Here is a 24,945-nt window from a genome sequence, read left to right as displayed (position 1 = left end):
GAATCAAGATTGTGAGATCAATGCGGCTTACCGCCTTCTCCCGTCAATAAGGTCACGACATCCTCGCATGTCCTTCATTTGGCTCGCAGACAGCCTTTATGCTACAGCTCCTTTTATTCAAAATATTTTGGATGCGGGCGAAGATTATCTATTTCGGGCATGGTTCAAATCCACGGAACACGTTCATCAATTTATTTCAATAAGTTAACCAAAAAGCCGTTCTACCGAAGATCTGGTTTTGTAGCAAATATGTAACATAAGATGATTTATACTTCAAAAATTGTAAACTTACTAGCCAACCTGAGCACTAATCAAGAACACAAAACTTTAATACATGCTATTTGCTAAAAATCGGTATGACTGCTAAGTTTAACCACACACTTACAAATAAATTAATTATAGATTGAATGGATTGCAATTAGAAAAATATCGTTTTGTTGTAGCTAAACTCGATGTCTCGAATTAACCATCAAGGAAGAGAGAAATGGAATTAAATATAAGACACGATAAACAAAATCAAAAATTCTACGTTAAGAAAAATAATGAAGAGAGCAATTTAAAATATAAAAAACTTGATGAGCAAACTTTGGATTATTATGCTACTTTTGTACCTGAAAATCTAAGAAATCAAGGGATTGCTGATAATATCACTGATTATGCTTTACAATATGCAAAAGATAACAATTATCAAGTGGTTCCCAGCTGTCCTTATGTTAGAAGTTATATTAAGAAGCATCCAAAGTATCAGAGTTTAGTAAAGGGAAAATTAGAAAATCAATCCAATCAACCATCATTAAAAAAATACTGGCCTTTAATTTCTTTGATTATCATTTCATTACTAGCAGCACTTAGCATAAATTGGCAAGTTGGTGGCGACATGCTTGTTTGGATGCATTATTTTATGGGTATTTTTCTTGTAATTTTCAGTGCTTTAAAACTATTTCATCCCCTAGATTTTGCCGATGGCTTCGAGATGTACGATATAATCGCCAAGCGCTCTCGAATTTATGCTTATTGCTATCCTTTGATTGAATTACTTTTGGGCCTCGCTTACTTCTCGTTTTTTTTACCAATACTAACCTACCTCATCACGATTATTATTTTAATCATTGGTGCCATTGGCGTGATCAAGGGATTGCAACAAGGGCTTGATATCAATTGTCCTTGTATGGGTACTGTTCTAGATGTGCCTTTATCTACAGTCACACTTACGGAAGATATAGGGATGGCTTTAATGGCTTTTATCCTTTTGATTATGAGTATATTTTAATAGGTATAGGCTGAGCAAATAACTGCTCTTGGAGAAGTTAAAAAATGATGACTCCATTCTCACAAAAGTATTTTTATTTTATTGCAAATATCCTACTTACAGGTTACATACTGGTTATCTCAGCTCCTTTATTTAACCCTTTACTCGCAGCGCTTATTTTAGCTTTGTCTTTAAAACCATTTGCGACATTTCTTGAAAAATTTAAGGTTCCTCGTCTTTTGGCTTCGCTTATTTCAGTGGTTACATTCGTCATTGTTTTAGCAGACCTTATTCTTTTTTTTTCAAGCTCAAATACGAAATATCGATTTTAAGCTAGGTCATAGTCAAAATATGGTCTCGATGCCAACCTATATCCAAAGCTCGATTAATAATTTTTTTGGCATTAGCCAAGAGCAGCAGACTTCCCTCCTGAACGAACTATTTATAATAATAATTAAAAACAGCACGGAAAAAAAACGAGAAAACATTAAAATATCACTCCCATTTAATATACCTGCTTTTGATATTAGGGTTATTTTTCTAATTTGACCGCTGCCTAATTTCACCATTATGGTTCTAATGATTAAATACATCATTAGAACCATATATGGCGATTCTCACAAGCCCCATTCTAATCGAGAGGCATAGTTACAAATAAGCAAAGGCTGCCTATAATTTAGTGCATTTATATCGCAAGAATAAAATCATCGAGTATTTTCTTCAAATCAGTCCGAAATATGCATACAATTATCGGACAAAATATTAGGATTTAACATGTCACTAAAAAACCGAATCCTTGAAAGAATACATAGTAAAGCTAAATCTCTTATGCACTTATTGTATACTGCAAAAATACCCCTGATCCTCATGTTGTTCTGAGAGTTCCATCTTCTCATCCTGTTCTGTTTTTTGTGTACTCTCAGAATCACATTCCGTATTTTGTACTGGCTTCTGTATCTCAACAGGTTTTGTACTTTTAAATAGACCATGAGTTGCTAGCTGTATACCAACAAGGGAAGGAGTAGACTCTGATTGCTCTTTTTTAATTGTTTCTAAATAGGGTGATGTTTGATTGTCTCGTATGAAATGAGTTAATCGTTGTAATTCTTGTGGGGCTAATTTTAATTTATCCATAATTAAATTCATTGCATCCTTATGATGAAGAAATGCAAAAATAAGAGGTATATTATCGAGCCCGCTCGGCAAATCGACCTCCCCTATTAATGCATCAACTAATACATCAGGGCGAAGAGCTGGTTTTCCATTTAAAACAACAGCAAGAAAAGAACCAATTTCGCCTGATAAATTTCGACCATCATTCAAATTCGTGATTGAGTTTAATTTTTTTTCCGACAATGCACATCGAGGACCAATGAGACTAAAATACAGGAAAGCACATGACGTTTCAGCTGAAGAAGACATTGTACTACGTATGCTATATGTATAGTAGTTATTACCATATTCAGCATCCAGTATTTTTGCAAGAATTGCTGGTGTAAACGGTTCGTCTAAATTTTGCTCTACAAAATTTATCACTTGCAGCATCGGAGTATATCCAGATATATCATATCCTCTATCTACATGCAGGAACTTTTCTTCTGCCTCATCTCTTGAATCATAGCGCTTTTGACATAATTGATTAATTATATAGTCAATGCTTCCAGGTTTGCCTTTAACTCTAGTTTTTAAACCTTCAATGATTGCTTTGTTATTAAATATATTTGTTAATAAAGATTGCTTTTTTTCATTAGAAAGAGCTGGAGTATCTGTTGTAAGCCCTATTACTGCAGATTCAGCCACCGTTCTTAAGTTATTTTCTATAGTTTCTTTCTTTTCAAGTTGAGAGGTATTCTCTTTGATGCTATCAATTTCCATCTTATCATGTTCATTAAATTTTGGATCAGATTGGCTTGATTCAACTGCATCAGTAAGGGATTTTGGTATTGTTGATTGATTCTTTTCTAATTGCTCAATCGAATCTGGACTAATATTAAAACTCGTAATGCTATCCCCACCCCGCTCCATCCTATATTTAACTACTTTAATGACTAACTCATTAAAATCTATGGTATTTCTAGGTATCGTTTTAGGCAAAATATCTTTACGTCGCTCTCTAAGTTCTGCTAACGACTCTTGGATATGCGCCAACTGTTCTGAATTGGGGTCTGCCTTCTTGAGTTTAGGGATCGCTATTTCCTCTAAATAACGTAAGCAATTTAAGCCCCACTTAATTGATTCTTCCAATGGTTTGCAATATCCTGCAAATACAGCAGTAGTCATATAGGTTAAGCTCTTTAAATGACCCTTTTCTGCGGCTTTTTGTAGAAAATGATATCTTGGTTCTTTATAACCGTTTGAATAAGTCGCAGCTAGTAAACTAAGTGCGTAGAGTTCATCCCCAGTTTGCGCTTGCTCTATTATTTTATTCACTAAATTTTGTTGTTTCTTTACAACAGTTTCAGGAACAACAGAAGTCCTATAAATTTTATTTAAATCCAGCGCTATTTGCTCCAAACTGTCAGGAATGTCTATTTCGTTTAAAGAGCTAGGCTTATTCAGTCTATCGAGTCGAAGAATTAATTTATCTAATGTGCTAGTATCCTCAGCAGGAGATTGAATCCTTTTAGATAATCTTTGACTTACCAACTGCTCACCAACCGGCGAAAGTATAGACTCTAATTGCTCTTTTTTATTATTTAATAATGAATCGAGTGTTTCCTTTTTTTGAAGCGGCTTGTCAGTCTCTAAGGACGAGCTAATTGCTAACGTTTCATTAAGCTTGCGACAAAATGTTTCAACTCGTGGATCACGACGATAAGAATCATCAAAAACCAATGTAAATTGACCGTTCTTATAACTAAGGTCAGCCAAGTTTGGACCACTATCGGACAACCGAAACTCAATCTTCTTGAATGGAAAACTGCTTAGATCATACTTAGTTACTTCTTTTTGTAAATCAGAGAATGTTGGCTGTTTATAATTTCCATTAGTAGTAGCACCAGTGGAACGAAGATTAAAGCGAAATGCGTAAAACCCTTCTTGTGTAAATAGACTTATTCGTAAGTTTCTATTTTCATTAGCAAAATCTACGATAGTATTAAGAGCTGCATTAAGTTTAAAATTGGCATCGGCTGTTTTCTCGATTATATTAAGGCCTGCTTTTTGTTCCCGTTTCTCTTTATCCTGAGATACAACTTCATCTAATTTACAAGAATTGAGGGCGTGTAATTCATTAGAGGACATCTGAATAACAGTTGGGAGTTTATCAGCACCAATCTGTTTTAATTTGATTAATTTGTTTTCTATTGCTGTAGCAATCTCTGCAGAAGACAATAATACAATGCGAGGATCGAGATCCAAACAAATACCCCATTTATTCTTCAGCAATAGCTGATTCAGGATACCTAAACTAAAGGTTCTTGTATTTCCATCCGGGAAAGGATGTAATAAAAGCATTGATTTAATAAAACTCGCAATATCGATCAAAGAAGGTTGGCTAATCTTATTGAATTCGGTAATTAAATTTTCAAATTTCGGTTGAATAGCATCATAATCTTGATAATTCTTAAACTGAGGTTTATATCGTTCTAGTTCTTTCGCCTGTTTTGCTGTAAGTTCGTTTAAATCAATAAAAGGATTGATGCTATCAAAGGGAGGGACATACCTTAGAGTTGGAGGATTTTCTTTTTTTAAATGGTTAAAGAGCTTTTTGGCCAACCTCTCATTCGATTCACATCCAAAAGAAGCGCTCATTTCTTGCACTGTCTTAAAATGCTTAGGACTACCATACTGATCTAGTAATTCAAATCTAGGACCATAACCTGTAGCATTTTTTTCAGCCCATACGAGTAGCTCCAACACTCCTTGCTCACTTACAACACTATTAGATGTATTAAATGCGACAGAATGTCTTCGAAGAGGAAATTTCATATTGGTACGTATTTCAGGGTTCATCGCATTAAAAACGTCAATGATGTGCTCTGCTGTAAGTTTTTTCTCAGCATTTAATAGCGCAATTTCCATTCCTGTATATAAATTTTGTTTTGCTTCTTCAGTGAAATCGTCAGAAACATAAGGCTTTTTTAAGCGTTCATTAAGATGACTTTTAATATATTCCAATCGTTCGTCCTTGTTGATTTCGACAGCAAACTCTAGAGATGCGGATTTTTTTTTTAACATTGTAATTCCTCGTAAATGTATTGATTAGATCGATAAATAAAAAGTAATTTATTATCAGCAAGACTCATTTTGTTGATAGTGATTACAGAAAGAAAAACAAAACTATGAATGAATACATAAGAGCTATTAAAACCGCTAACCCTATGTTTAATCAGTGTAAATATTAGTTTAAATTGATTAATGAATTCTTTTCTTTTCATAAAATTTAGGAAATCAACTTATTCCATTTTTTCATGAATAGGCGCATTGACTGCCTGAAATTTTTCTGGACTCGTAATAAAGTTTCGAATAACGTCTAAAAATAAATTTTTCTGTATGTCATACCAATTGGAAGATTAGTTATCCAGACGCATATATTCCAAATTGTCAAATCATATATGATTTTTGATTTGATGCTCTTGTCTGACTTGAAAACGATTAAAAAGGAGGTCTCTAATGGTCGCTTGAGCGAAAAAATAAAAATTTTTATGGAGGATGGGATAATTCTTTTTTAGAACATTTGCTCAGCTTGGTCAAAAATTGAAGTGCGTAGGCGGTGGCGAAACATATGGTTATTGCTTTACTTAAGAATAACTTAATATATTTATGTTAATATGAGCACAATTTAATCAAAGTTGAGTTGCTATTATGCCTACGACAATTGAAATTCTTGATAAGCTAAAACAAAATCCTAAAACACCACTCACTAATAAGATTGAAGAATCTTTAAAAGAAATTAAAAGAATTTGTGATTCTAAATATTCTAATCAATCTTTTTATGGAAATGCGGCACTTAATCGACTAATGCTATTAGATCCCCAAATAGCAATACTCCTAACCCCAGAAGTATTAAAGTTTATTTTTAGTAATGATCCAACACCTCAAACTAAAATAAGACGTAATACGTCTTCTGGCGGTGAAATTAATCTTAAAGATGCGATTTATTATGGTTTAAAAGAAGGCTTACATGTTATTCATAGAATGCCTAATAATGAATCTCAATATGGTCCAAGTGCTTATGAGGAACAACAACAAAAATTTTCTACAAACACAATGCAAATTGTTGTCAACATAAGTCAGGCAGCTGGTGTTGAGGAAATAGAATCTGAGCAGAAATTAAATCCAAATGGCCTCATAGAACAATATGAGCGCATTATTAAAGCAGTTAATTTATTAAAGGAACAAGCCCAATCAGATACTCTTTTATCAGTTCCCGGTTATACTCCACAAGATATGCGTGATCAGGTGGGATGGGGATTTCAAAGATTATGTCAGATTATTAAAACTCAAGATCTTGAAAAAGAAACATTAGATAGTTTTTGTGAAAAATTCTTAAATAGTCCTGAAGCAATGCTAAATGGCGGTGTTATTCATCTTTTTTATGACAGGGCTCATATTGATGCAGCCCTTGAGCAAGATACCGTACATATGATTGGCGGTAAGAATTATAAATTCCAGGACATTTTTAGAGCAATGATACAAAAAGTTGCAACCAATCCTGACAGTTACCCTCCTTGTGCCAAAGAACAATTTTGTTTACGTTTTGGGCTAGTTGAAAGTGATTTGCAGAATCGCTTTAAGGCAATTTATGAGCAAGTTATTACTAAAAAGGAAGATGTTGTGTCGACTCTAAACGTAACATTAACTCAAAGTTCTGACGAGATTCAAAAAAACATTGCTGATTTCGAGAACAAGAAAATGGAGATTCAAAGGCAATTTATAGTCAACTTAACAACCCTAGAGTCGAAACTCAAAAAACTTACTCATAATGATACCCCCTCTAAAGCAGAGGGAAAACGATTACATAGTACTTTATTTAAAAATCAAGAACAATTTTTCAAAGCATTGACTTCGAACGCAACTGCAAAGGAATTAAAAACCACAATTGCTGATTTTCGTAAATCGTGTAAAGAAAACATTGAAATTGCAGATAAGATTATGGGGCATGGTTGGCTATATCGCATCGCTGAGGTGTTAATTAAGGCTGTAGCTGGTTTATTTGCTGGTATTGGTATGGTTCTAGGCTCCTTAGTTGGTCAAGGTTTGGCTAAATCAGAGCATCGTCAAAAATTTGCAAATACGTTCTTTACTCTTAATCAAACTGATGAGTCTCGTGCTTTAGACCAATTTAAACAAGAAATCTTAGGTGATGAAAAAGAAGAATCTGGTTTACTCTCAGATTCAAAATTTAAATAGCTCAGTCCCTATAAATTTTCAATGAAAATTTATAGGGACGAATCATTAGTTAGATTGCCAATGTTAAGACTCTGTTAATAAATAAAAACTATAATGGCTATGTATTGATCATTACCTAGTTCAATAGGAGTATGTATGCTTGAGAAACAAAATCATGATATTCTTAAATACCAAAATGATGATGCTCTGCTCGACTTAAACACAACTCCTCCATCTAATATAAATACTCAAATCACTCAAGCATTAACAACTCTGATCAACAACCCTGCAAAAAGTTTAATAATCCAGGGTAGTGAAATGACCGCCCTTCAAGCACAAAAAATACTTGATTTCCTAAAAAACCACCCACAAATCACCCTAAATATTAATCTTCCAGAACATTTGGAAAACACCAAAATACAAATTGAATTAGATAATCTTATTTCCAATCATTGTTTGGAAAAGAACAAACAAAAGTTAGAAAACAATCTTCCACACGCAACTCAGTCTCCATCAAAAAAACCGGAAGGAAGAATACTTCCTAAAGGAAAAATAATACCTCGAATTGAAATTACTCTGCATGAAGAGCTGAGTACAGAAACTCAACCCGAATCCGTGGCCGATGTAGAAAACACATCTACTCTAAAACTCACGAATGATTTACCAAAGTTGGATCGATCACCAATTGCCACTCAGATTGTTACTGACATTTTGTCATTACCCTCTCAAAGAACAAATCTGTCCAAATGGAACGACCTTACGAATCGCAATGAAGCACGAAAATTTAAAAAAGATTTAGGCCTTCAATTTAATAAAGCAAACCATCCATTACCTGAACTCATAAAAAACAATAGAGAATTATCCCAAGCTTTGACAACATGGAGTACAAAACTTAAATTTGAGAAAGAACAATACAATGCGCTTCTTGATGTTTATGGCCAATATGGAGCACCTGGGCTAAACCAGTTATTTAGAACATGGGAAGAGTATACTAATGATCCTTACAAAGGCCCCGCGTTCCTAGACACGTATGCTTCATTATTGAAATACATGCCCTCTTTTTTACCCTTTATTGACAATAAAGAATTCCAAGAGACTCTTTCTAAAATTGCCAACCTAAGTAAGGAGCATCGTAGTTGGTGGATGGCTCTTATCCAAAACCATGGCCGTAAAATTGGCTATAGTGATTTATCGAGTTTATTCAGACAATTTACTGACACAGTCAATACCATAGAACAAATGGGCTTAACCTTTCACGAAATTAAGACTATTAAAGATGAAAAAGAATTCCCATCTACACTTGCTGGTTTCGTGGATCTTTTAAATAAATGTCGCCCACAAGATCAAGCAGTTCAATGGCAGTGTATCAATAACATCATCATTTCCAATCCTAATAATTTCCACTTTATTATTCCAGAAATGCAGGTGGAAACTAATTTAGGAGAGAGAGGAGAGCTTGAATGGATAAAAAGGCTATTAGTACAAAATAAAAACAGTAACCCAGAACTGGTTAAACCCGCTTTTTATCGTTATCTAGCTACTCAAGAGCAACATTTACCTCTGGAACAATATAGAAAAATTATTGATGAATTGTTTTCAAATCAAGAGATGAATAATGAAGCTAAAATACGCATGCTATATATTTTAGCTAAATCAACAAGCACGAATGCCAAAACAGGTTTTGACCCCAAAGCAGTACTTGAGGAATGGGAAAGCTTTCAAACTAGGATGATAAATCTTGATTCTCTGGAACGACTTAAAGCGAATCGTAGCGCCATGGGAAGAGCATTATTCTCAAAAGGTATCGATGCACAAGGAGGGACCCCAGCCGTACGTATTCAAACACTAAAACCTATTATGGACATGCCTGTTACTCCACCCATGAGTTATTTAAACAAGCTATTAAAACTTTCTGAATATAAATTCCTCGATCCAAAACTGAGTCTATTAGATTTACAATCGGTTCAAGCAGACATGATGAAAAAAATGGATAAAGCTGCTTCACTCTATAAAGATTATCCTGAGAGCATGATGCATGCAATTCGTCTGATTAAAACAGAAACTATAAAAGCAAACAAAGATGGCCAATATTTCCCTGAACCCCAAGATATAACTCTGCTAGAACAATTTATTAGTGCTTGTGAAGCATTGACCGATTCGAACATCAATACAGTGAATCCTCCTGAATTAAATCCACAAAAAGTCTTGTTGCCACTACTTACTACCTTTCATTTAGAATATGAAAATAAAACACGATTAGTCAATGATATCATCGAACCCTATAAAAGAAGACTCACTAATCCAAACAATGCTCAGTACCAAGAGAAAATTCAAAACTTATTACCCTATGGCTTATCTTTATTACAATTAATCCAAAATAGAGACCAGCCTAACAAGCTGAATCATACAACACTCAATAAAATCCAAAATGATTTAATGAGTCTGATTTGCCGCTCAAAACCAACGACTAAAAAAGAAATTCGGGAATGGATGCATGAAAACTATGGTAAGCATTTTAGTGGAACAACTTTACTCGATCTTAAAGACGCAGTTAATTTTAGTACACTTTTAAGAGAGCTCGAGTGTACCCAAAAAGAAACATGTTCATTTATTGAGGAACTAGTCAGTAACTTTGATAATGAAGAAGAAAAAGATCAGCACGAAGTTCTTGTAAGAAGTTTAGTAAGTCTCATAAAAATATTAACCCCCGCTCAAAAAATACGATTTTTTGAATACTGTCAAGAAGCATTTAAAACGAATGGGTTGCTGTCACGAAACCTACATCCTGGTCCACCCAGTTATTTAACTCAATTTAAGTCTCTTGTTGATGGCATTACAAAAAATAATTCCTTTGACGAGTTTGAACAGTATATGAATCTTGCCCAGGAGCACCGAGCAAATAAGGGTGATGTAACTAACTCCTTGGCAAAATGCAGCTATTTATTGGATATTCTGTATCCCCAACTCATGAAACAACAAGTCGTTCGTAAGGAGGCATTTAACTTTTCAGCGGAGCTAGTCTCTCTCAGTTTACCGAACGCACTCTATGAATGTCATGAGAAAGCAAAAATTCCTGAACCTATGGATTATCCGCACGAATTAAGCGAGTTAAGAAATTCCATTTCTGATTTGATATACAACACTGACTCTGGCATTAAAGCAATCGATAAATTAAAGAAAATTCAACAAGATATTGATGCAATTTTAATGCTTTCAGCGAATAACAAAGAATATTTTAAAGACTGCCAAGCAATCAGCACTCGCATTACTGAAATAATTAAAGCAGTAGAAGAGCGCGCTATCCAACAAAAAAGTAAAACCTTATTTCAAAATGTTTTAAACTATTTCTGGAATACCTCTTCTAACACGGATGATGCAACTGAGGAAGAACTAGATAGTTTAGAATCACTTGGCCTTCCAGAGCTGGTAGAGAAGGAATCAAATACATACAAAGAGCTCCAAGGAATTAGAAATAAAGAGAGCCACAGTTTCCAAAACGTTGTTCTCCATCTCCATGCGAAAAAAAGAGAATTAATTCAAAAATACAGTAATCTTGCAACCCGTGCAAATCACTTTATTAGCATGGCCCTTAAGGGGTCGTCACATGATGTAAGCAAAAATCATAATGATGTATGCCAGCTCATCGATAAGTTAGTTGCTCTTGATCATCAAAATCTTGTTTTAAGTCTGATGTATCACTATTCAGGGGGTCTTCCAGATCGTGATGTTAACGATCTAATCGAATTGTTTAACTCCAAAGAATACAATGAATTACCTCAAAATCTGCAAAAAGATTTTATTAATGCCGTAATCACTCAAATGAATAATTCAGTGAAATGCAGCAAAGCAGATGTACATACCTTTCTCAAATTTATCCATGAAAATAAAGAAAACACTTCGATCACTCAATACCTTCACGATTACTACCAACATGCTCCATTTCCCCCTTTATCTACCTTCATGGATTGGATTGATGCGGCGCGATCTGGAACAGGAATATCTGTAAGAAAAGTTGACGGAAAATACCAATACTTCGACAAACACCCTTGTGCTACAAACGAACATGATGGGCGCGAAAAAGACAATGGATTCAAGCTCGATCTCGCTAAAAAAACGCTGAAACAGATGCCTGAAGTCCAAAAAATATTTACACAAAAATATCTCAATGAAATAGAAAACGAAGAGGAAAAAGCAAAAAGCTTATCAACGCAACAAATATTGAATCAACTTAAAGAATTTAAAAATAGACCGCCTGCAAATCATATTAAAATGGTCATGTTGACCGCTGAATTATTACACCGTTGTAAAGGACGTCCTCCGGAATTTGTGGGTAAAGATCAAATACCCGGACGATCCTATGAACTGAATACCACACAAATTATAGCCATTCTTTCCCTTTTGGAAACAGGCAATAAAGTCACAGCTGAAATAGGAACCGGTGAAGGGAAAACTCGGATCATGATGATTTTGAATGCCTGCCAATTCCTTAAAGGTAAAACTGTTGATTTTTTGACCAGCAACTTGGCTCTTGCTGAACGGGATTACCTTGAGTCACTGCCTTTTTTCAATTCTTTGGGCGCTGAAGTTAATTTCATTACCTCTTCATCTAAAATTGAAGACTATAAAATGGGAGGGATCAATGTCTCTGATCCCGAAAATCTATGCTTGTTTCGTAATAAAGCTTTCAGCCAAAATAAATCGGACCAAGTACTCAATAAAGATCCTGAAAAACGAGCTTTATCACTGGATGAAGCGGATGTAACCTATTTTGATGTCGCAAATTTAAAATACAATTACTCTTCCACGATACCTAAGAAAAATATCGATTTGATACCACTTTTTCCATTACTAATGGATTTTTTTGCACAAAGCGATACTGAAAAAACATACTTAGAAAACAAACAACGTTGCAATGAACAACTACTCGCCTTTGTTGAGGCAAGAAATCCCAGTGTATTCCAAATCATTAAATCAATGCCTATCTTACAACTGGAAAAATGGCAAGACTCAGCTTATACTGCTCGACATCTGGAATATAATGTTGATTATACTGTTGTATCTGATGCAACCTCTCCAACCCCGCTTGGAGATAAAAAAGTAGCTGCTGCGATGTGCCTTATCGGTTCACGTATCAGCAAAAACTCTAATTTTGACGATGGGGTGCATCAATGCTTGCATGCCGAACTCAATCGCCTCATAAAAGCACAAAATCCTACTATAGAAGATCCCTATCTCAAAGAGGCACTTGAGCAATGTAAAAGCAAGAAGCGTGTTTTTAACATTGATCCTATAAGAAAGATTACCTTTAGTAGCTCTTCTAATACCTTACTTAAAGCCTATAGCCAAGGTAGTTTGCATGCAGTAACTGGAACTATTGGTTCCAAAATGGAACAAAGAGAAGCCCAATTTGAATTTGGAACGCAATTTATCTACGTACCAAGACATAAAGGAATACGTCGTTTTGATCGCCCTACTCGCATTACGCAAAATGAAACAAAACAATTAGATGCATTAGTAGAGCATATCTTAGAATCAAGAGCAAAAAATCAACCCATTCTTTTGATTTGTAAAAATGATAATGAATCTAAAATACTTCATGATAAATTGGAAGAACGATTAAAAGAAAAACGCAATAAAGAAGGCTTACCCAAGCTGACTCGTATCCATGCCGGAGTCGATTATGATGGATCTATTTCTGAGGCAAGCTACATTAAAAATGAAGCTGGAAAACCTGGCCAAGTCACTATTACCACCGAAATGGAAGGAAGAGGTGTTGATATTGAGCTAAAAGGAAAAGCTCATAAAGCTGGGCTTAAAGTTTTACTTACCTATCTTCCTCATGGAGAACGAGATTATGGTCAAATTATTGGCCGATCTGGGCGATATGGCGCTATTGGTGAAACTCAAATGGTTTTGAATCTCGATTCGCTTAGGGAAGATTTTGGTATCAACCAACTTAATACGGACTTCTATCTTAATCCTGAAGACTTTATTAGAAAATTGCAAATCTTTGCAACCCATACGAAAGAACTTCGCCGTCTATTTCATCGTGCTTACGATAACTATTTATCTTATTTTTCAGATCGTTATACAGCACTCCAAACTGAAGATAACGATTTAACAATGGCTTGGAGTGAATTTTTAGAGCAGTATAATCACAGCAAAGACCTCACTCTTCAAGTGATTGAAGCGCAACTGGAACATAAAAATCCAAACATCAACATCATTAATGAACAACTGAAACAACATAATCTAAAAGCTCAAGAGCTTTGGCGTACATTTACGGAGCAATTACCCAAAGACAAAAAAAATATAGAGCAAAGCATACCAATTAAAGACCTGAATACACCCAAGCTTTTGAAGCGTTGGCTAAAAGAATTGCAGCAAATAAAAGAAGAATCTGTAATTGTTCAAGACGTTCAAAAAGTTCGTGTCTTGGAACACTATGATCCTACTGCAGCTGGTAGCGTACAGATTGTAAAAAATCCTAGTTTGATCAGAGGGTTTCTTGCTGATATCCGTGCTGCATGGCGCGATGAAGGAATTTTATTTCCCAATCTTCGCGCTTGGTGGGCAGGACAACTTTCTTTTGCTAATTTTCTCAGCCAACTCCCTTTCTTTCGTTGGATCATTACTCCGAAAGAGGAAACCCATATTGTTGAAAAAGAAGTCCCAGCCTCTCATGCAATATTGTACGAAAAATTAAGAGATGAAAATGAAAATAATTCATCTGAAAAAAATAATAATGGGGTAGTAGCACTAGAACCGGTACATTCACTTCCGTTGTTTCAACAATCAACAACTACATTAATGAAACAAAATGAAAATCAACAGGAACAAATCCCCAACAGAACACCTTGATTTTTTGTCTCTAGATAGTGCTCTTCGCGAAAGCCTGATCTTAATCCGTACTTTCGCAGAGCAGATAGTTTTTTCTAAAATATCACAGCAATAAATTCTGATTTCTACTTAGAATAAAAGTCTTAATCGCTTTTAATCTACCTGAGGTAAAAAATATTTTAAATATCTACTTGATAAATTAAGGTATCAACATATTAAATGCGGTTGAATAACAAAAATTTTTTAATGAGTAAAAGGTGTACTTATGAGTAATCTAAAAAAAGGCATTAGTCAGTTTATTTTTATGGGAAGATGGTTGCAACTTCCATTATATTTAGGCCTTATTTTGATCTTGGCTGTTTATGTTTATCGCTTTGTATATGAATTATTTCATTTAATCATTCATCTCAACAGTTTTGATGATACACTCATCATGTTAGGAGTGTTAGATCTCATTGATGTAGTCATGATCGCTAATCTCCTGATTATGGTAGTCATGGGAGGATATGAAACATTTGTCTCTCACCTCGCATTAGAGTCACATCCCGATCAGCCTGAATGGCTTGATCATCTCGATGCCGGTGCTATGAAAATTAAACTGGCTCTTTCACTAATTGGTATCTCGTCTATTCATTTGTTAAGAACATTTATTGATCCCAATAAACTCAGCAATTACTCGGTAATGTGGCAGGTAATCATTCATTTAACCTTACTCATTTCTGCTTTAGCAATTGCTTTAACGAACAAAATGCTTGTCCAAAGTAAAACACATTAAAAATAAAATCCTTATCTCTAACTCATTATCCTAAGAGTTAGGAGTTTTTTGACCAGGTGATAGAGGACTTGGATCCTCTGTCTTTCCTGTTAATTCGCTCTTCATCTTTTTTTGAGTACTAGCCTCAAACACGGATGTTCCAATTCCTGTAGCTCCATAGGTTATTTTTACCGCATTGTTTGCACCGGAAGCAACTGTAGTAATAACGGGTAAAGTAGAGCCCAACATTGCATTAGCTCCACCGACTAACATTGAAGATGTGAGAAGTACCAATGTTATTTTTTCCTCGGTGGAAGGTGGGATATGAAATTTTAAATAATTCTCAGCTCCATTTATAATAGAAATGAATGAAGCGGCAAGACCGCAAGAAATAGCCCCACCAGTCAACATAAGAGCAACAGGTCCTGTGACTAAAGGACCTGTTGGATTTACAAAACTTGCAATTGCACAACCAGAAGCTAATACCCCGCAGCCTACGGTAGTTAATCCGAGACCTAATTGAGTAAGTTTACGTATCTTCTGCGTTTTTGTTTGACCAGCAGTAGGCAAGGCAAAATTAATATTATTTTTGTGTTCAAAACATCCTATTGCCGATTCCAGTTCGGTCTTTATTTTTTCAATATATCCACTCATTAAAAATTGATTTTTAGCAAGCTCATCAATATGTTCTTTTATCTCTTTATAGAGGTCAAAAACATTACTTCTTAATCTACCTGCATCTTTAGAAGTATGTTTATCTAATATCGCATTACTCGTCAGAAAATCGAGGGAATATCTTTTTAAAGCATCTTTTAACTGATTAACACAATGGATAGTCTGATCAAATAATATTTGAGCATCAGCATTTGCATCAGGATTACTATATATTTCTTTAAAATGTCGCTCAAATTTAGATAAATAGTTAAGAGCGCCCACTTCAGCGATAACCGATCTAACCTGAAGATTTAACAAATCAATATAACCCTCTAGTTGTTTTAACCTCTTATGATCTTTAGTAGCAACTTTTCTTGCTTCACTAAGTTTAGTTTTCAAAAAATCAAATAAACTCTCACTTTCCTCCGTTGGTATTATCTTCTCTTTAAAGCTAGCAGCTGAAACTTCATCTCGATTTGGTAAGCGTAAAGAAATATCCGGCGAACTGCGCCCTGTATCTGGAATGATATGTTTAAGTGACCAGTTATCTGGATTTATAATTTTATCTTTAGCAATTATGCTTCTTGGATTATTCTCTTTAATAATATCCGCTAAATGTTCCAGTTGTGTGATAAATTTTGCTTGATAATTCCGAATGTAGCTCTGATAATCCTGATCTAAATTTGAAAAATCAATAACAATATTTCTACCCATTTTACTCTCCAGTACAGCCTATTACCTTCATTATAGAATTTATTGTTAGATAAAACGTCAATTAGATCAAATATAAGATATATTTTATCTGAGGATTAACAAAAAATCAGAAATAGATCAAAATTGATTTTGAATAGGATGTATTATGGTTTTGCCAAATTCTCATCTTTAGTTCGACAATATGTTTCTTGAATAAAAAATAAAATTGCGAGTGCTAAAACGAGAGAAAGAGGTAATAAAATTAGAGATACATGGTATCCATATAGTGAAAATTGATGAATCCCATTCATTATTTTCCCATCCCAAGTCCAATCCAAAAATGCACCGACTAAAGGTTCATATAAGGCTTCACATAAAGAATCAAATGTGTTCATAAAGCCAAGCACCGTGGCCGCTAGAGTCAGTGAAAATAGTTCACGAATCATTGCAAAACTTGTAAAAAAGCCACTTGTACCAAATCCAAAAGAAAATAATAAAGCGATCAAAGAGAATGATTGAAGCGTTGTGCTGTAAATCACTATGGATAAACACATTAAAGCAAGAACAGTCCCAAAAAAAAGAATTGGTTTTCTTTGTCCTATAAAATCTGACAACCAACCCCAAATAGGTGCACCCACAGCAAATCCTATAAAAATAGTGGAGACTGCGAAAGCGGCATCTGTTCGTGACAAATGATAGGCCGTTTCTAAAAATGGAACTCCCCATAATCCTCCGAAAACGGATACCGGTGCGAAAGCAAGACCACTATATAAAGATAAAAACCACGTTTGCTTATTTCGTATAATAGTTGCGAATGAATAGCTTGATTCATCCTCATGCTTTATCGTTGATGCAGTCCTTATTGATTTATCTCTAACGATAATAAAATAAAGAATCCCTAAAAGAATTCCCGCGAAGCTGACTATAACAAGAGCCATCCTCCAACCTGCGTGTTGTACTAAAAGAGACAATGGCATTTGCCCCCCAACAGCCCCCAACATAGCAGCAGTCATAAACATTCCTGAAACTAATGCAAAGCGTTTTGAAGGAAACCATAATGAAGCCAGTTTAAAACAAGAAACCGCTGCAAAAGCAGCCCCAGCACCCATAAATGCTCTCGCGATACAAGCCAACCATAGTGTCGTTGTTTGTGCAAATATAAATGTACTTATACTGCACAAAAAAATAGCACCAGTAGTAAGTAACCGTGGACTATATTTGTCAAGCAAAATTCCTACTGGTATTTGCATCACTAAATAAGCATAGAAGTAAAACGCTGAAAGATTCCCAAGCCCAGCTCCATTCACCTCAAAAACTTTCATGAGATCAAAGGTCATGACACTTGGAGAAACTTGGATCAAATATTTATAAAAGAAAAAGCTCGCGGCAATTGTCCAAAGCACCCAAGGATAAATCATAGATGACCATTTATGGCAGCTTCTATTTCTACTCATTCTTCCCCCTAAATAATACACTGGGTAATTAACCTATTTAAAAAATGATACACGATTTGAGAGGATGGCATTATAACTGCACTGACTGTTATATCCTAGACCTGTTAAATAGAGTTTGATATAAAAGCTAAGCTAAAAGTGCAGTCCGTATGATTAATTCCATACCGATTATGATTAATTAATATTCACTTAATTTATTTTTGTTATTATTTGTCTCTTTTAATTTCATGGCGATCAAATATGTGGTATTTCAAGATAATGAGCGAATTATTGGAAAAACTTCCAGAAGAAAAAAGAAAAGAGGGAAAATTATTTTTAAATGAACTTTTTTTGTGCATTAAAGATGTAGATAACAAGCCTGAAATAGAGTTTTTTTTAGGTCTCATTGATAAATCTTTTCTAAAATTTGGGGATAAAGAACCTGGTTCAGTGAGTTTAACTGAGTTTTCAAGACATCTTTTGGGACTTACTCTGCTCTATATTAAATCTAGTAATGATTTAGCCATTTGGAATGCGGATTTTGTTCCAACTTTAGATAGAATTCTACGATTTTTAAATATAAATCAGCATGGAACTTCGAGAATTAAACTTCTCAATCAATTAGAAATGACTACTTTCGCAAGTTTAGATCATAGAGTTGATATTAACTTTAATCAATTAAGATCTATTTTAAAAAAGCACGGCACATTAGAAACTGCTCAATCTTTTATTAATTCGTGTAATAAAGTGGATAATATTGACGCTTCTTTTGGGTTTCACTTGTTAGTGCAAGATGCGAAAGAAACCTTAGCTGAGAATAAAAATAAGGATCTAGGTAGTTCTTTGCTCAATTTTTCTCTGTTAAACAACGGGACTAAATCTCATCGATTAAATATATTTAAATCGTTTACAGATTCTTATGTTTCATCATCCAACGAGGTCACTTCACCTCATCCTCAATAGTCATTCTTTATTTGTTGTCTTAAAATGCCTTTATTCATTTGAGTAAAGGCTGAATATTTAGGTCCAAATCTCTGGTTGATCATGATAGATAACACTAAGAAAATGCAAAGCATAATTGATAGCTTTCTTTTGTGCTGGAGTTAATCACTACTTTTAGTAATCAAAGCATCTAAAACAAAAAGTCCTGCACCAATACAAATGGCACTATCGGCTATATTAAATGTAGCAAAATGATGATGTTTGTAGTACAAATCAATAAAATCAATTACATAGCCATGAAGCGCTCTATCCAATAAATTACCAATAGCTCCACCCAAAATAAGACTAATGCCAGCTGAAAGTAAGCGTGTTTGATTTTCAGATCGATACAACCAAATGGCAAGAATAATGCTTACGATGAAACTAAAAGCTGCAAAAAACCACCTATGCCAATCTCCTGCACCACTTAAAAAACTAAACGCAGCACCAGTATTATAAGCCAAAGTAAGATTAAACATTGGGAACACTGGTAATGGGTGATAAGGAGTTAAAAATATACCCACTAAATATTTGCTTAGCTGATCACAAACGATCACAGCTAAGCTCAGCATAAACCAATGCCATTTTTTCATATAAATTGCCTCGTTTCTTCTTGGCCTTGAATGTTTCCTACACAGCGTAAACACAACTCTGGATGCTGCTCATTTTGGCCCACATCAGGACGCCTATGCCAACAGCGCGCGCATTTTTCATATTGACTTGCAGCAACTGCAATTGAAATACCGCATTCGGTAGTTGCTAATCCAATTGGAGCTAAATGCATAGGATGCACTTTTGCTTCTGAAGTAATTAATAAAAAGCGCAACTCCTCACCCAAACGAGTTAATTTGGGCAATGTTTTATTGTCTGCATATAAAGTAACCTCTGCAGCCAAAGCAGAACCAATCTCTCCTTTTTGTCGTGTTTCCTCTAAAGCTTTATTCACTTCATCACGAATTAAATGCAATTCATCCCAATCTTCCATATGTACTGAATCAACTCTTGGCCATGCATCATACCAAAGCTCAGTAAAAATCGATTCTTGTTTATAACCCGGTATATAACGTCCTATTTCTTCAGCAGTAAATGACAGTATCGGTGCCAACCAAAGAGTAAATGCTCGAATCATATGGTACATTGCTGTTTGACAAGAGCGCCTCGCCCTACTGTGTTTTGCGGAGGTATATTGCCTGTCTTTAATCAAATCAAGATAAAAGCTACCCATGTCTACCGCGCAAAAATTATGAATCTTCTGATAGATAACATGAAATTGATAATTGTCATAAGCTTCGATAATTTCTTCTTGAAGAAGCTGGCAACGTGTTAAAGCCCATTTATCAAGCTCCAAAAGATCGTTTGCTTCTACACAATCTACAGCAGGATCAAAATCGAATAAATTAGCTAATAAAAAACGAGCAGTATTACGAATACGTCGATAAGCATCCGCATTACGCTTGATAATTTCATCCGAAATACTCACTTCATGACGATAATCCGTAGATGCTACCCATAAACGTAAAATATCAGCCCCATACTGATTAACGAGCTGATCTAATGCAACATAATTTCCTTTAGATTTAGATAACTTTTTACCCTCAGCATCTACAGTATAACCATGCGTTAATACAGTTTTGTAGGGTGCTACATCATACATTGCCACCGAAGTAGTTAACGAAGAGTTAAACCAACCTCGATGTTGATCGGAGCCTTCAAAATAAATATCTGCAGGAAATGCCAAATCCTTATTTTGTTGTAATACACAGAAATGAGTGACTCCTGAGTCAAACCATACATCCAGAGTATCACTGATCTTGTCGTAAAATTCAGCATCGTTACCCAATAGCTCTTTTGCATCCGTTTCAAACCAAACATCGATCCCCGATTTTTCAATTAATAAAGCAATTTTTTCAATCAATTCAAGCGTATTGGGATGCAATTCACGTGTTTTATGATGTACAAATAAAGGCATAGGAGTTCCCCAAGCCCTTTGTCTTGAAACACACCAATCCGGCCTATTTTCAACCATATTATAGATGCGAGCTTTACCCCAATCAGGAACCCAGTTGACCTTCTCAATTTCCCTGATAATGTTTTGTCTTAATTGATTTTTATCCATAGAAATAAACCATTGCGGCGTAGCAAGAAAAATCATCGGAGATTTATGCCGCCAACAATGGGGATAACTGTGTTTTATATTCTCCTTAGCTAAAAGTACACCTTTTTCTGCTAAAGCAGTTAGAATGCTGTCGTTAGCCTTTAACACCGGTAACCCAGCAAATAGCGCAACGTCTTCGGCAAAACGGCCGTTTGTTTTAACAGGATTTACCAAGGGTAAATTGTACGCTTTACCCACTAAATAATCGTCTGGTCCATGGGCAGGTGCTGTATGCACACTTCCAGTACCTGATTCAGTAGTCACATGTTCTCCTAAAACTACAGGAACAATGCGTTCGTAAAGGGGATGGTTTAATTTTAAATGCTCAAAAACATTTCCTTTTGCAGAACCAAGAATCGAGTATTGGCTTATGCCATAACGTGCCATCGCTGATTCAACTAAATCTGTAGCAAGAATTAAATAAAACTCACCACTATCTACTAAAGAATAATCGATTACAGGATGTAAACACACGGCTTCATTAGCAGGTAAAGTCCAAGGAGTGGTTGTCCAAATAGGAAGACTAACGGGTTTAACTTCCAATTTTAATTGAAAAGAATGAATAAATTCTTCTGGTTTTACGGCAAAAAAAGCAACATCTATAGAGGGTGACACTTTTTCATCATAATCAACTTCTGCTTCAGCCAGCGCTGAACCACAATCAACACACCAATGTACTGGTTTGAAACCCTGTTGCAAATGACCATTTTTGATAATCAAACCTAACGCACGAACTATATTGGCTTCATAACGAAAATCCATAGTAACATATGGGTTATACCAGTCACCAAAAACACCAAGTCGTTGAAACTCATCACGTTGAATATCAATTTGACTCGCTGCATATTCACGGCATTTTGCTCGAAAATCTCGAGCCGATACTTTATCGCCAACCCGTCCTATTTTTTTTTCTACATTTAATTCTATGGGTAATCCATGACAGTCCCAGCCAGGAACAAACGATGCATCATATCCACTTAATGATTTGGATTTAACAATAATATCTTTAAGAATTTTATTTAACGCGTGGCCACAGTGCAAATGACCGTTCGCATAAGGAGGTCCATCATGTAAAATGAATTTTTTACCCCCTGCACGAGCTTTACGAATTTTTTCATATACTTTTTTTGCCTGCCAATCAGCTAAGACCTCTGGCTCTCGAGTTGCCAAACTAGCTTTCATTGGAAATGAAGTATTAGGAAGATTTAATGTATCTTTATATTCTGCCATAAGAGCTCACTCTGCGAAATCGTTAATTTACCTGGAATTATGGAGCAGCTGACCGCTCACTAAAATTTTGTGGTGAATTGCTATAAATCCTAAGATATGCTTTCGCCGCTTCAATATCCCTATGAATCTGCGCGAGCAAAGCATCCACTGAAATGAATTTAACCTCATCACGTAATTTGTGCAAGAAAAACACCTGCATTAACTCACCATAGATCGATTGATCAAAATCAAACAAATGCACTTCCAGAATGTTTTTACTACCATCTACTGTAGGACGACGTCCCACATTTGCTACTCCATATACTATTTTAGAAGCAACACGAACCTGAACAACAAACACTCCATGTAAAGGCAAAGAGTAACGATGAAGAGCAAGATTTGCTGTAGGAATACCCCACTGACGCCCACGTCCATCACCATGCAATATACGTCCACATATATTGTAAGTTCTGCCTAGAAATTTTGCTGCAGTATTCAAATCTCCCTGCTGTAAAGCAATTCTAATCTTTGTTGAACTAATTCGGTCTTCATTAATACAAAAATTAGAATAAACATGTACATCGCAGGCATATTCTTTACTGAGTTCTTTAAGTAAATAGATATCACCTTCTCTATTTTTTCCAAAGCGAAAATCCTCACCTACAAGAAGATGCTTCACATTTAACCTAGAAAACAAATAATGCCGAGCAAAATCTGTTGCAGATGTTTGAGCTAAGTTATTATTAAATTTAAAACAATAAATATAATCAATCTGACAACAGCGCAATACGTCTAGTTTCTCCCTTAAACTCGAGAGTCTTGCTGGTGCTTTCTCTTTCTGGAAATATTCCCTAGGTTGCGGTTCAAATAGAACAAGAACCAAAGGCAATTTTAAGTGATTTGCCTTAGATCTTAAAGTCTTAATAAGACTTTGATGACCTAAGTGCACTCCATCAAAATTACCTATAGTTGCTACCACACCTTTATTAAAAGCAGAAAAATGTTGAACGCCACGCAACAATTTCATAAGTAGATTCATAATATAAACCGGAATTAGATAGTATACCGGTTTTCTAGCCTCTTGAGAAATACAATGAAGTCAAACTCAATAGACTTCGTTCCAAACTCGCTGTAGTGAGGGAAGTGCGAGGAGAAACAGAGCACAGAACGGGAGTGTACACGCCAGTACATGAGGATTCGAACACCTTATCAACGTAGCAACTCTCCACTACAGTAGAGTTTGGAACGAAGTCTAATTAAGAAAAATCATAAACCTAGGAAACTAAGGCCCCTTTTCACCAAAGAAATCCTTAGCCTCTCTTTGCCAAGTGATAATATACTTATGTATGCTTTTCTGGGGGAACAGATCGAACAATCAACACATCACATTCAGCACCATGCAAAATGGAGTTTGCTGTCGAACCTAATAGTAAAGAAAGACCGTGTTTTCCATGACTCCCTGTAACTATTAAATCAATACTTCGTTCTTGTGCTACTCTTAATATTTCATTTTTGGTAGAACCAAATTCGATGAATCTATGTTTTGCATCCACCCCTAATTTTTCGCCTAAATCATTAAGCTCTTTTTCAGCTTGTTCTCGGATAGACATTTCAACTTCTGCAAATCCAGCAAAACCAGGGTAAGCATAAGCTGGAATAGGCTCTACGACATGCACAAGTATTAGATCAGCACCATTTTCATCGGCAATTTTTTTTGCCTTATGTGCTGCTATAATACCAACCTCATCAAAGTCAGTAGCAAACAATACCCTCTTATACATCATGTTCTCCTTAAAATTCTTATAATTATTTAAAGACTAGCAGATTTAAAATTAATTGCATTATAAATCGAGACTTAGCGAGAGTACATGGTTCAATTTTTATTTTCTTAAACTTGGGTCTATTTACTTAATCACTATTTTTATTTTTCAACCTAATATGCTCTTCTGCCTTAGCAATTGCCTTTTGAATTGACTGAGCTTCTTCTGATTGTGCAGGCACTATATTTAGCAAACGTTGCCAATAATCTATTGCATCTTCATAAGCATGACTGGTAAATGCATCCATGGCCAGCATAGACAATGCATCAGGTTGATTTGGATTGGCTTTCAAGATCCGACTTAAGATCTCTGTAGTCTGTACAGTAAATTGATAATTATTGAACACCCACAAACTATGAGCATAATTCACTGCATATTGTTCGTCCTCTGGATGAAACTGATACGCTTTTGCAAAAGCAGCAACCGCATTCTGCTTTTCATTCTGGCTACTGTACAAACGACCCAAAAGATACCAACCTTTAGCACTCTTTGGAGTATCATCCAGTTTTGCACGTAGTTTCTCAATTAACTCTTGTGGACTTTTAATGGTCTTTAACACGTCATTCGCTTTTTTTTGTGTATCGAGGAGATGAACATATTGTTGCCATGAACCAAAATCGCCCCAATAAAAATAACCTGTGAATGCTGTTACAAAAATAACAGGAATCAACACAAAGATGGCAATGAAACGACGTCTAAAAGGATAAACTATGAAGATACTCGCTAATACAGTTAACCCAACTAGTAAACTCAGTAACCCCCACTCATTCATAAATAACTCACTTTATAATAGCCTGGCTCAAGCGACGCACACATCCAATCAC

At 35.3% G+C, this 24,945-nt stretch carries 14 protein-coding genes; 6 read left to right on the top strand and 8 right to left on the bottom strand.

The features are described from left to right. Nucleotides 1-484 precede the first annotated feature (484 nt). Together Lgra_RS01020 and Lgra_RS01015 are read left to right on the top strand one after the other, a co-directional pair. A complete protein-coding gene (locus tag Lgra_RS01020) occupies nt 485-1,270 on the top strand; it encodes a GNAT family N-acetyltransferase (protein WP_058497440.1) in 786 nt (261 codons plus the stop codon). Nucleotides 1,271-1,314: 44 nt separating this feature from the next. Continuing rightward, nucleotides 1,315-1,581 (top strand): hypothetical protein, encoded by a 267-nt coding sequence (locus Lgra_RS01015; RefSeq protein WP_058497439.1) that lies wholly within the window; start codon nt 1,315-1,317, stop codon nt 1,579-1,581. A 502-nt stretch (nt 1,582-2,083) separates the two neighbouring features. Here Lgra_RS01015 and Lgra_RS01010 read toward each other — a convergent pair. Further along, nucleotides 2,084-5,428, bottom strand: coding sequence for a Fic family protein (locus Lgra_RS01010; protein ID WP_058497438.1), 3,345 nt, complete (start codon nt 5,426-5,428; stop codon nt 2,084-2,086). A gap of 627 nt (nt 5,429-6,055) precedes the next feature. On the opposite strand from Lgra_RS01010, the gene Lgra_RS01000 reads away from it, so the two are divergent. From Lgra_RS01000 to Lgra_RS00990, 3 genes are all read left to right on the top strand, one after another. Then, nucleotides 6,056-7,603, top strand: a complete 1,548-nt coding sequence (locus Lgra_RS01000; protein WP_058497436.1) for a hypothetical protein — start codon at nt 6,056-6,058, stop codon at nt 7,601-7,603. A 135-nt stretch (nt 7,604-7,738) separates the two neighbouring features. Then, the gene (locus Lgra_RS00995) at nt 7,739-14,443 is read left to right on the top strand and encodes a preprotein translocase subunit SecA (protein ID WP_058497435.1); all 6,705 of its coding nucleotides are present in this window, start codon (nt 7,739-7,741) and stop codon (nt 14,441-14,443) included. Nucleotides 14,444-14,687: 244 nt separating this feature from the next. Continuing rightward, nucleotides 14,688-15,197: a TIGR00645 family protein gene (locus Lgra_RS00990; RefSeq protein ID WP_058497434.1), complete on the top strand. Its 510-nt coding sequence runs from the start codon at nt 14,688-14,690 to the stop codon at nt 15,195-15,197. 30 nt (nt 15,198-15,227) lie between these two features. Here the strand turns inward: Lgra_RS00990 and Lgra_RS00985 are convergent, their stop codons facing one another. After that, on the bottom strand, nt 15,228-16,544 hold the full coding sequence (locus Lgra_RS00985) for a hypothetical protein (RefSeq protein WP_058497433.1): 1,317 nt from the start codon (nt 16,542-16,544) through the stop codon (nt 15,228-15,230). A 143-nt stretch (nt 16,545-16,687) separates the two neighbouring features. Continuing rightward, on the bottom strand, nt 16,688-17,977 hold the full coding sequence (locus Lgra_RS00980) for an MFS transporter (protein ID WP_058497432.1): 1,290 nt from the start codon (nt 17,975-17,977) through the stop codon (nt 16,688-16,690). Nucleotides 17,978-18,217: 240 nt separating this feature from the next. Between Lgra_RS00980 and Lgra_RS00975 the strand changes: the two genes are divergently transcribed. After that, nucleotides 18,218-18,919 (top strand): hypothetical protein, encoded by a 702-nt coding sequence (locus Lgra_RS00975; protein WP_058497431.1) that lies wholly within the window; start codon nt 18,218-18,220, stop codon nt 18,917-18,919. A 140-nt stretch (nt 18,920-19,059) separates the two neighbouring features. On the opposite strand, the gene lspA is transcribed toward Lgra_RS00975, so the two are convergent. The 5 genes from lspA to Lgra_RS00950 all read right to left on the bottom strand — a co-directional run bounded on the left by lspA (nt 19,060) and on the right by Lgra_RS00950 (nt 24,893). Next, nucleotides 19,060-19,530 (bottom strand): signal peptidase II, encoded by a 471-nt coding sequence (gene lspA, locus Lgra_RS00970; protein WP_058497430.1) that lies wholly within the window; start codon nt 19,528-19,530, stop codon nt 19,060-19,062. Next, the gene (ileS, locus tag Lgra_RS00965; protein WP_058497429.1) at nt 19,527-22,322 is read right to left on the bottom strand and encodes an isoleucine--tRNA ligase; all 2,796 of its coding nucleotides are present in this window, start codon (nt 22,320-22,322) and stop codon (nt 19,527-19,529) included. The genes lspA and ileS overlap by 4 nt, the downstream gene beginning before the upstream one ends. A 37-nt stretch (nt 22,323-22,359) precedes the next feature. After that, the gene (gene ribF / locus Lgra_RS00960) at nt 22,360-23,328 is read right to left on the bottom strand and encodes a bifunctional riboflavin kinase/FAD synthetase (RefSeq protein WP_058497428.1); all 969 of its coding nucleotides are present in this window, start codon (nt 23,326-23,328) and stop codon (nt 22,360-22,362) included. Nucleotides 23,329-23,641: 313 nt separating this feature from the next. Continuing rightward, on the bottom strand, nt 23,642-24,082 hold the full coding sequence (locus Lgra_RS00955) for a universal stress protein (RefSeq protein WP_058497427.1): 441 nt from the start codon (nt 24,080-24,082) through the stop codon (nt 23,642-23,644). Nucleotides 24,083-24,209: 127 nt separating this feature from the next. After that, a complete protein-coding gene (locus Lgra_RS00950) occupies nt 24,210-24,893 on the bottom strand; it encodes a tetratricopeptide repeat protein (RefSeq protein ID WP_058497426.1) in 684 nt (227 codons plus the stop codon). Nucleotides 24,894-24,945 lie beyond the last annotated feature (52 nt).

It is taken from the genome of Legionella gratiana (assembly GCF_001467695.1).
GTDB lineage: Bacteria > Pseudomonadota > Gammaproteobacteria > Legionellales > Legionellaceae > Legionella > Legionella gratiana.
The sequence above is the reverse complement of the archived record's forward strand: the minus strand, read 5'-3'. Positions and strand labels throughout refer to the sequence as shown.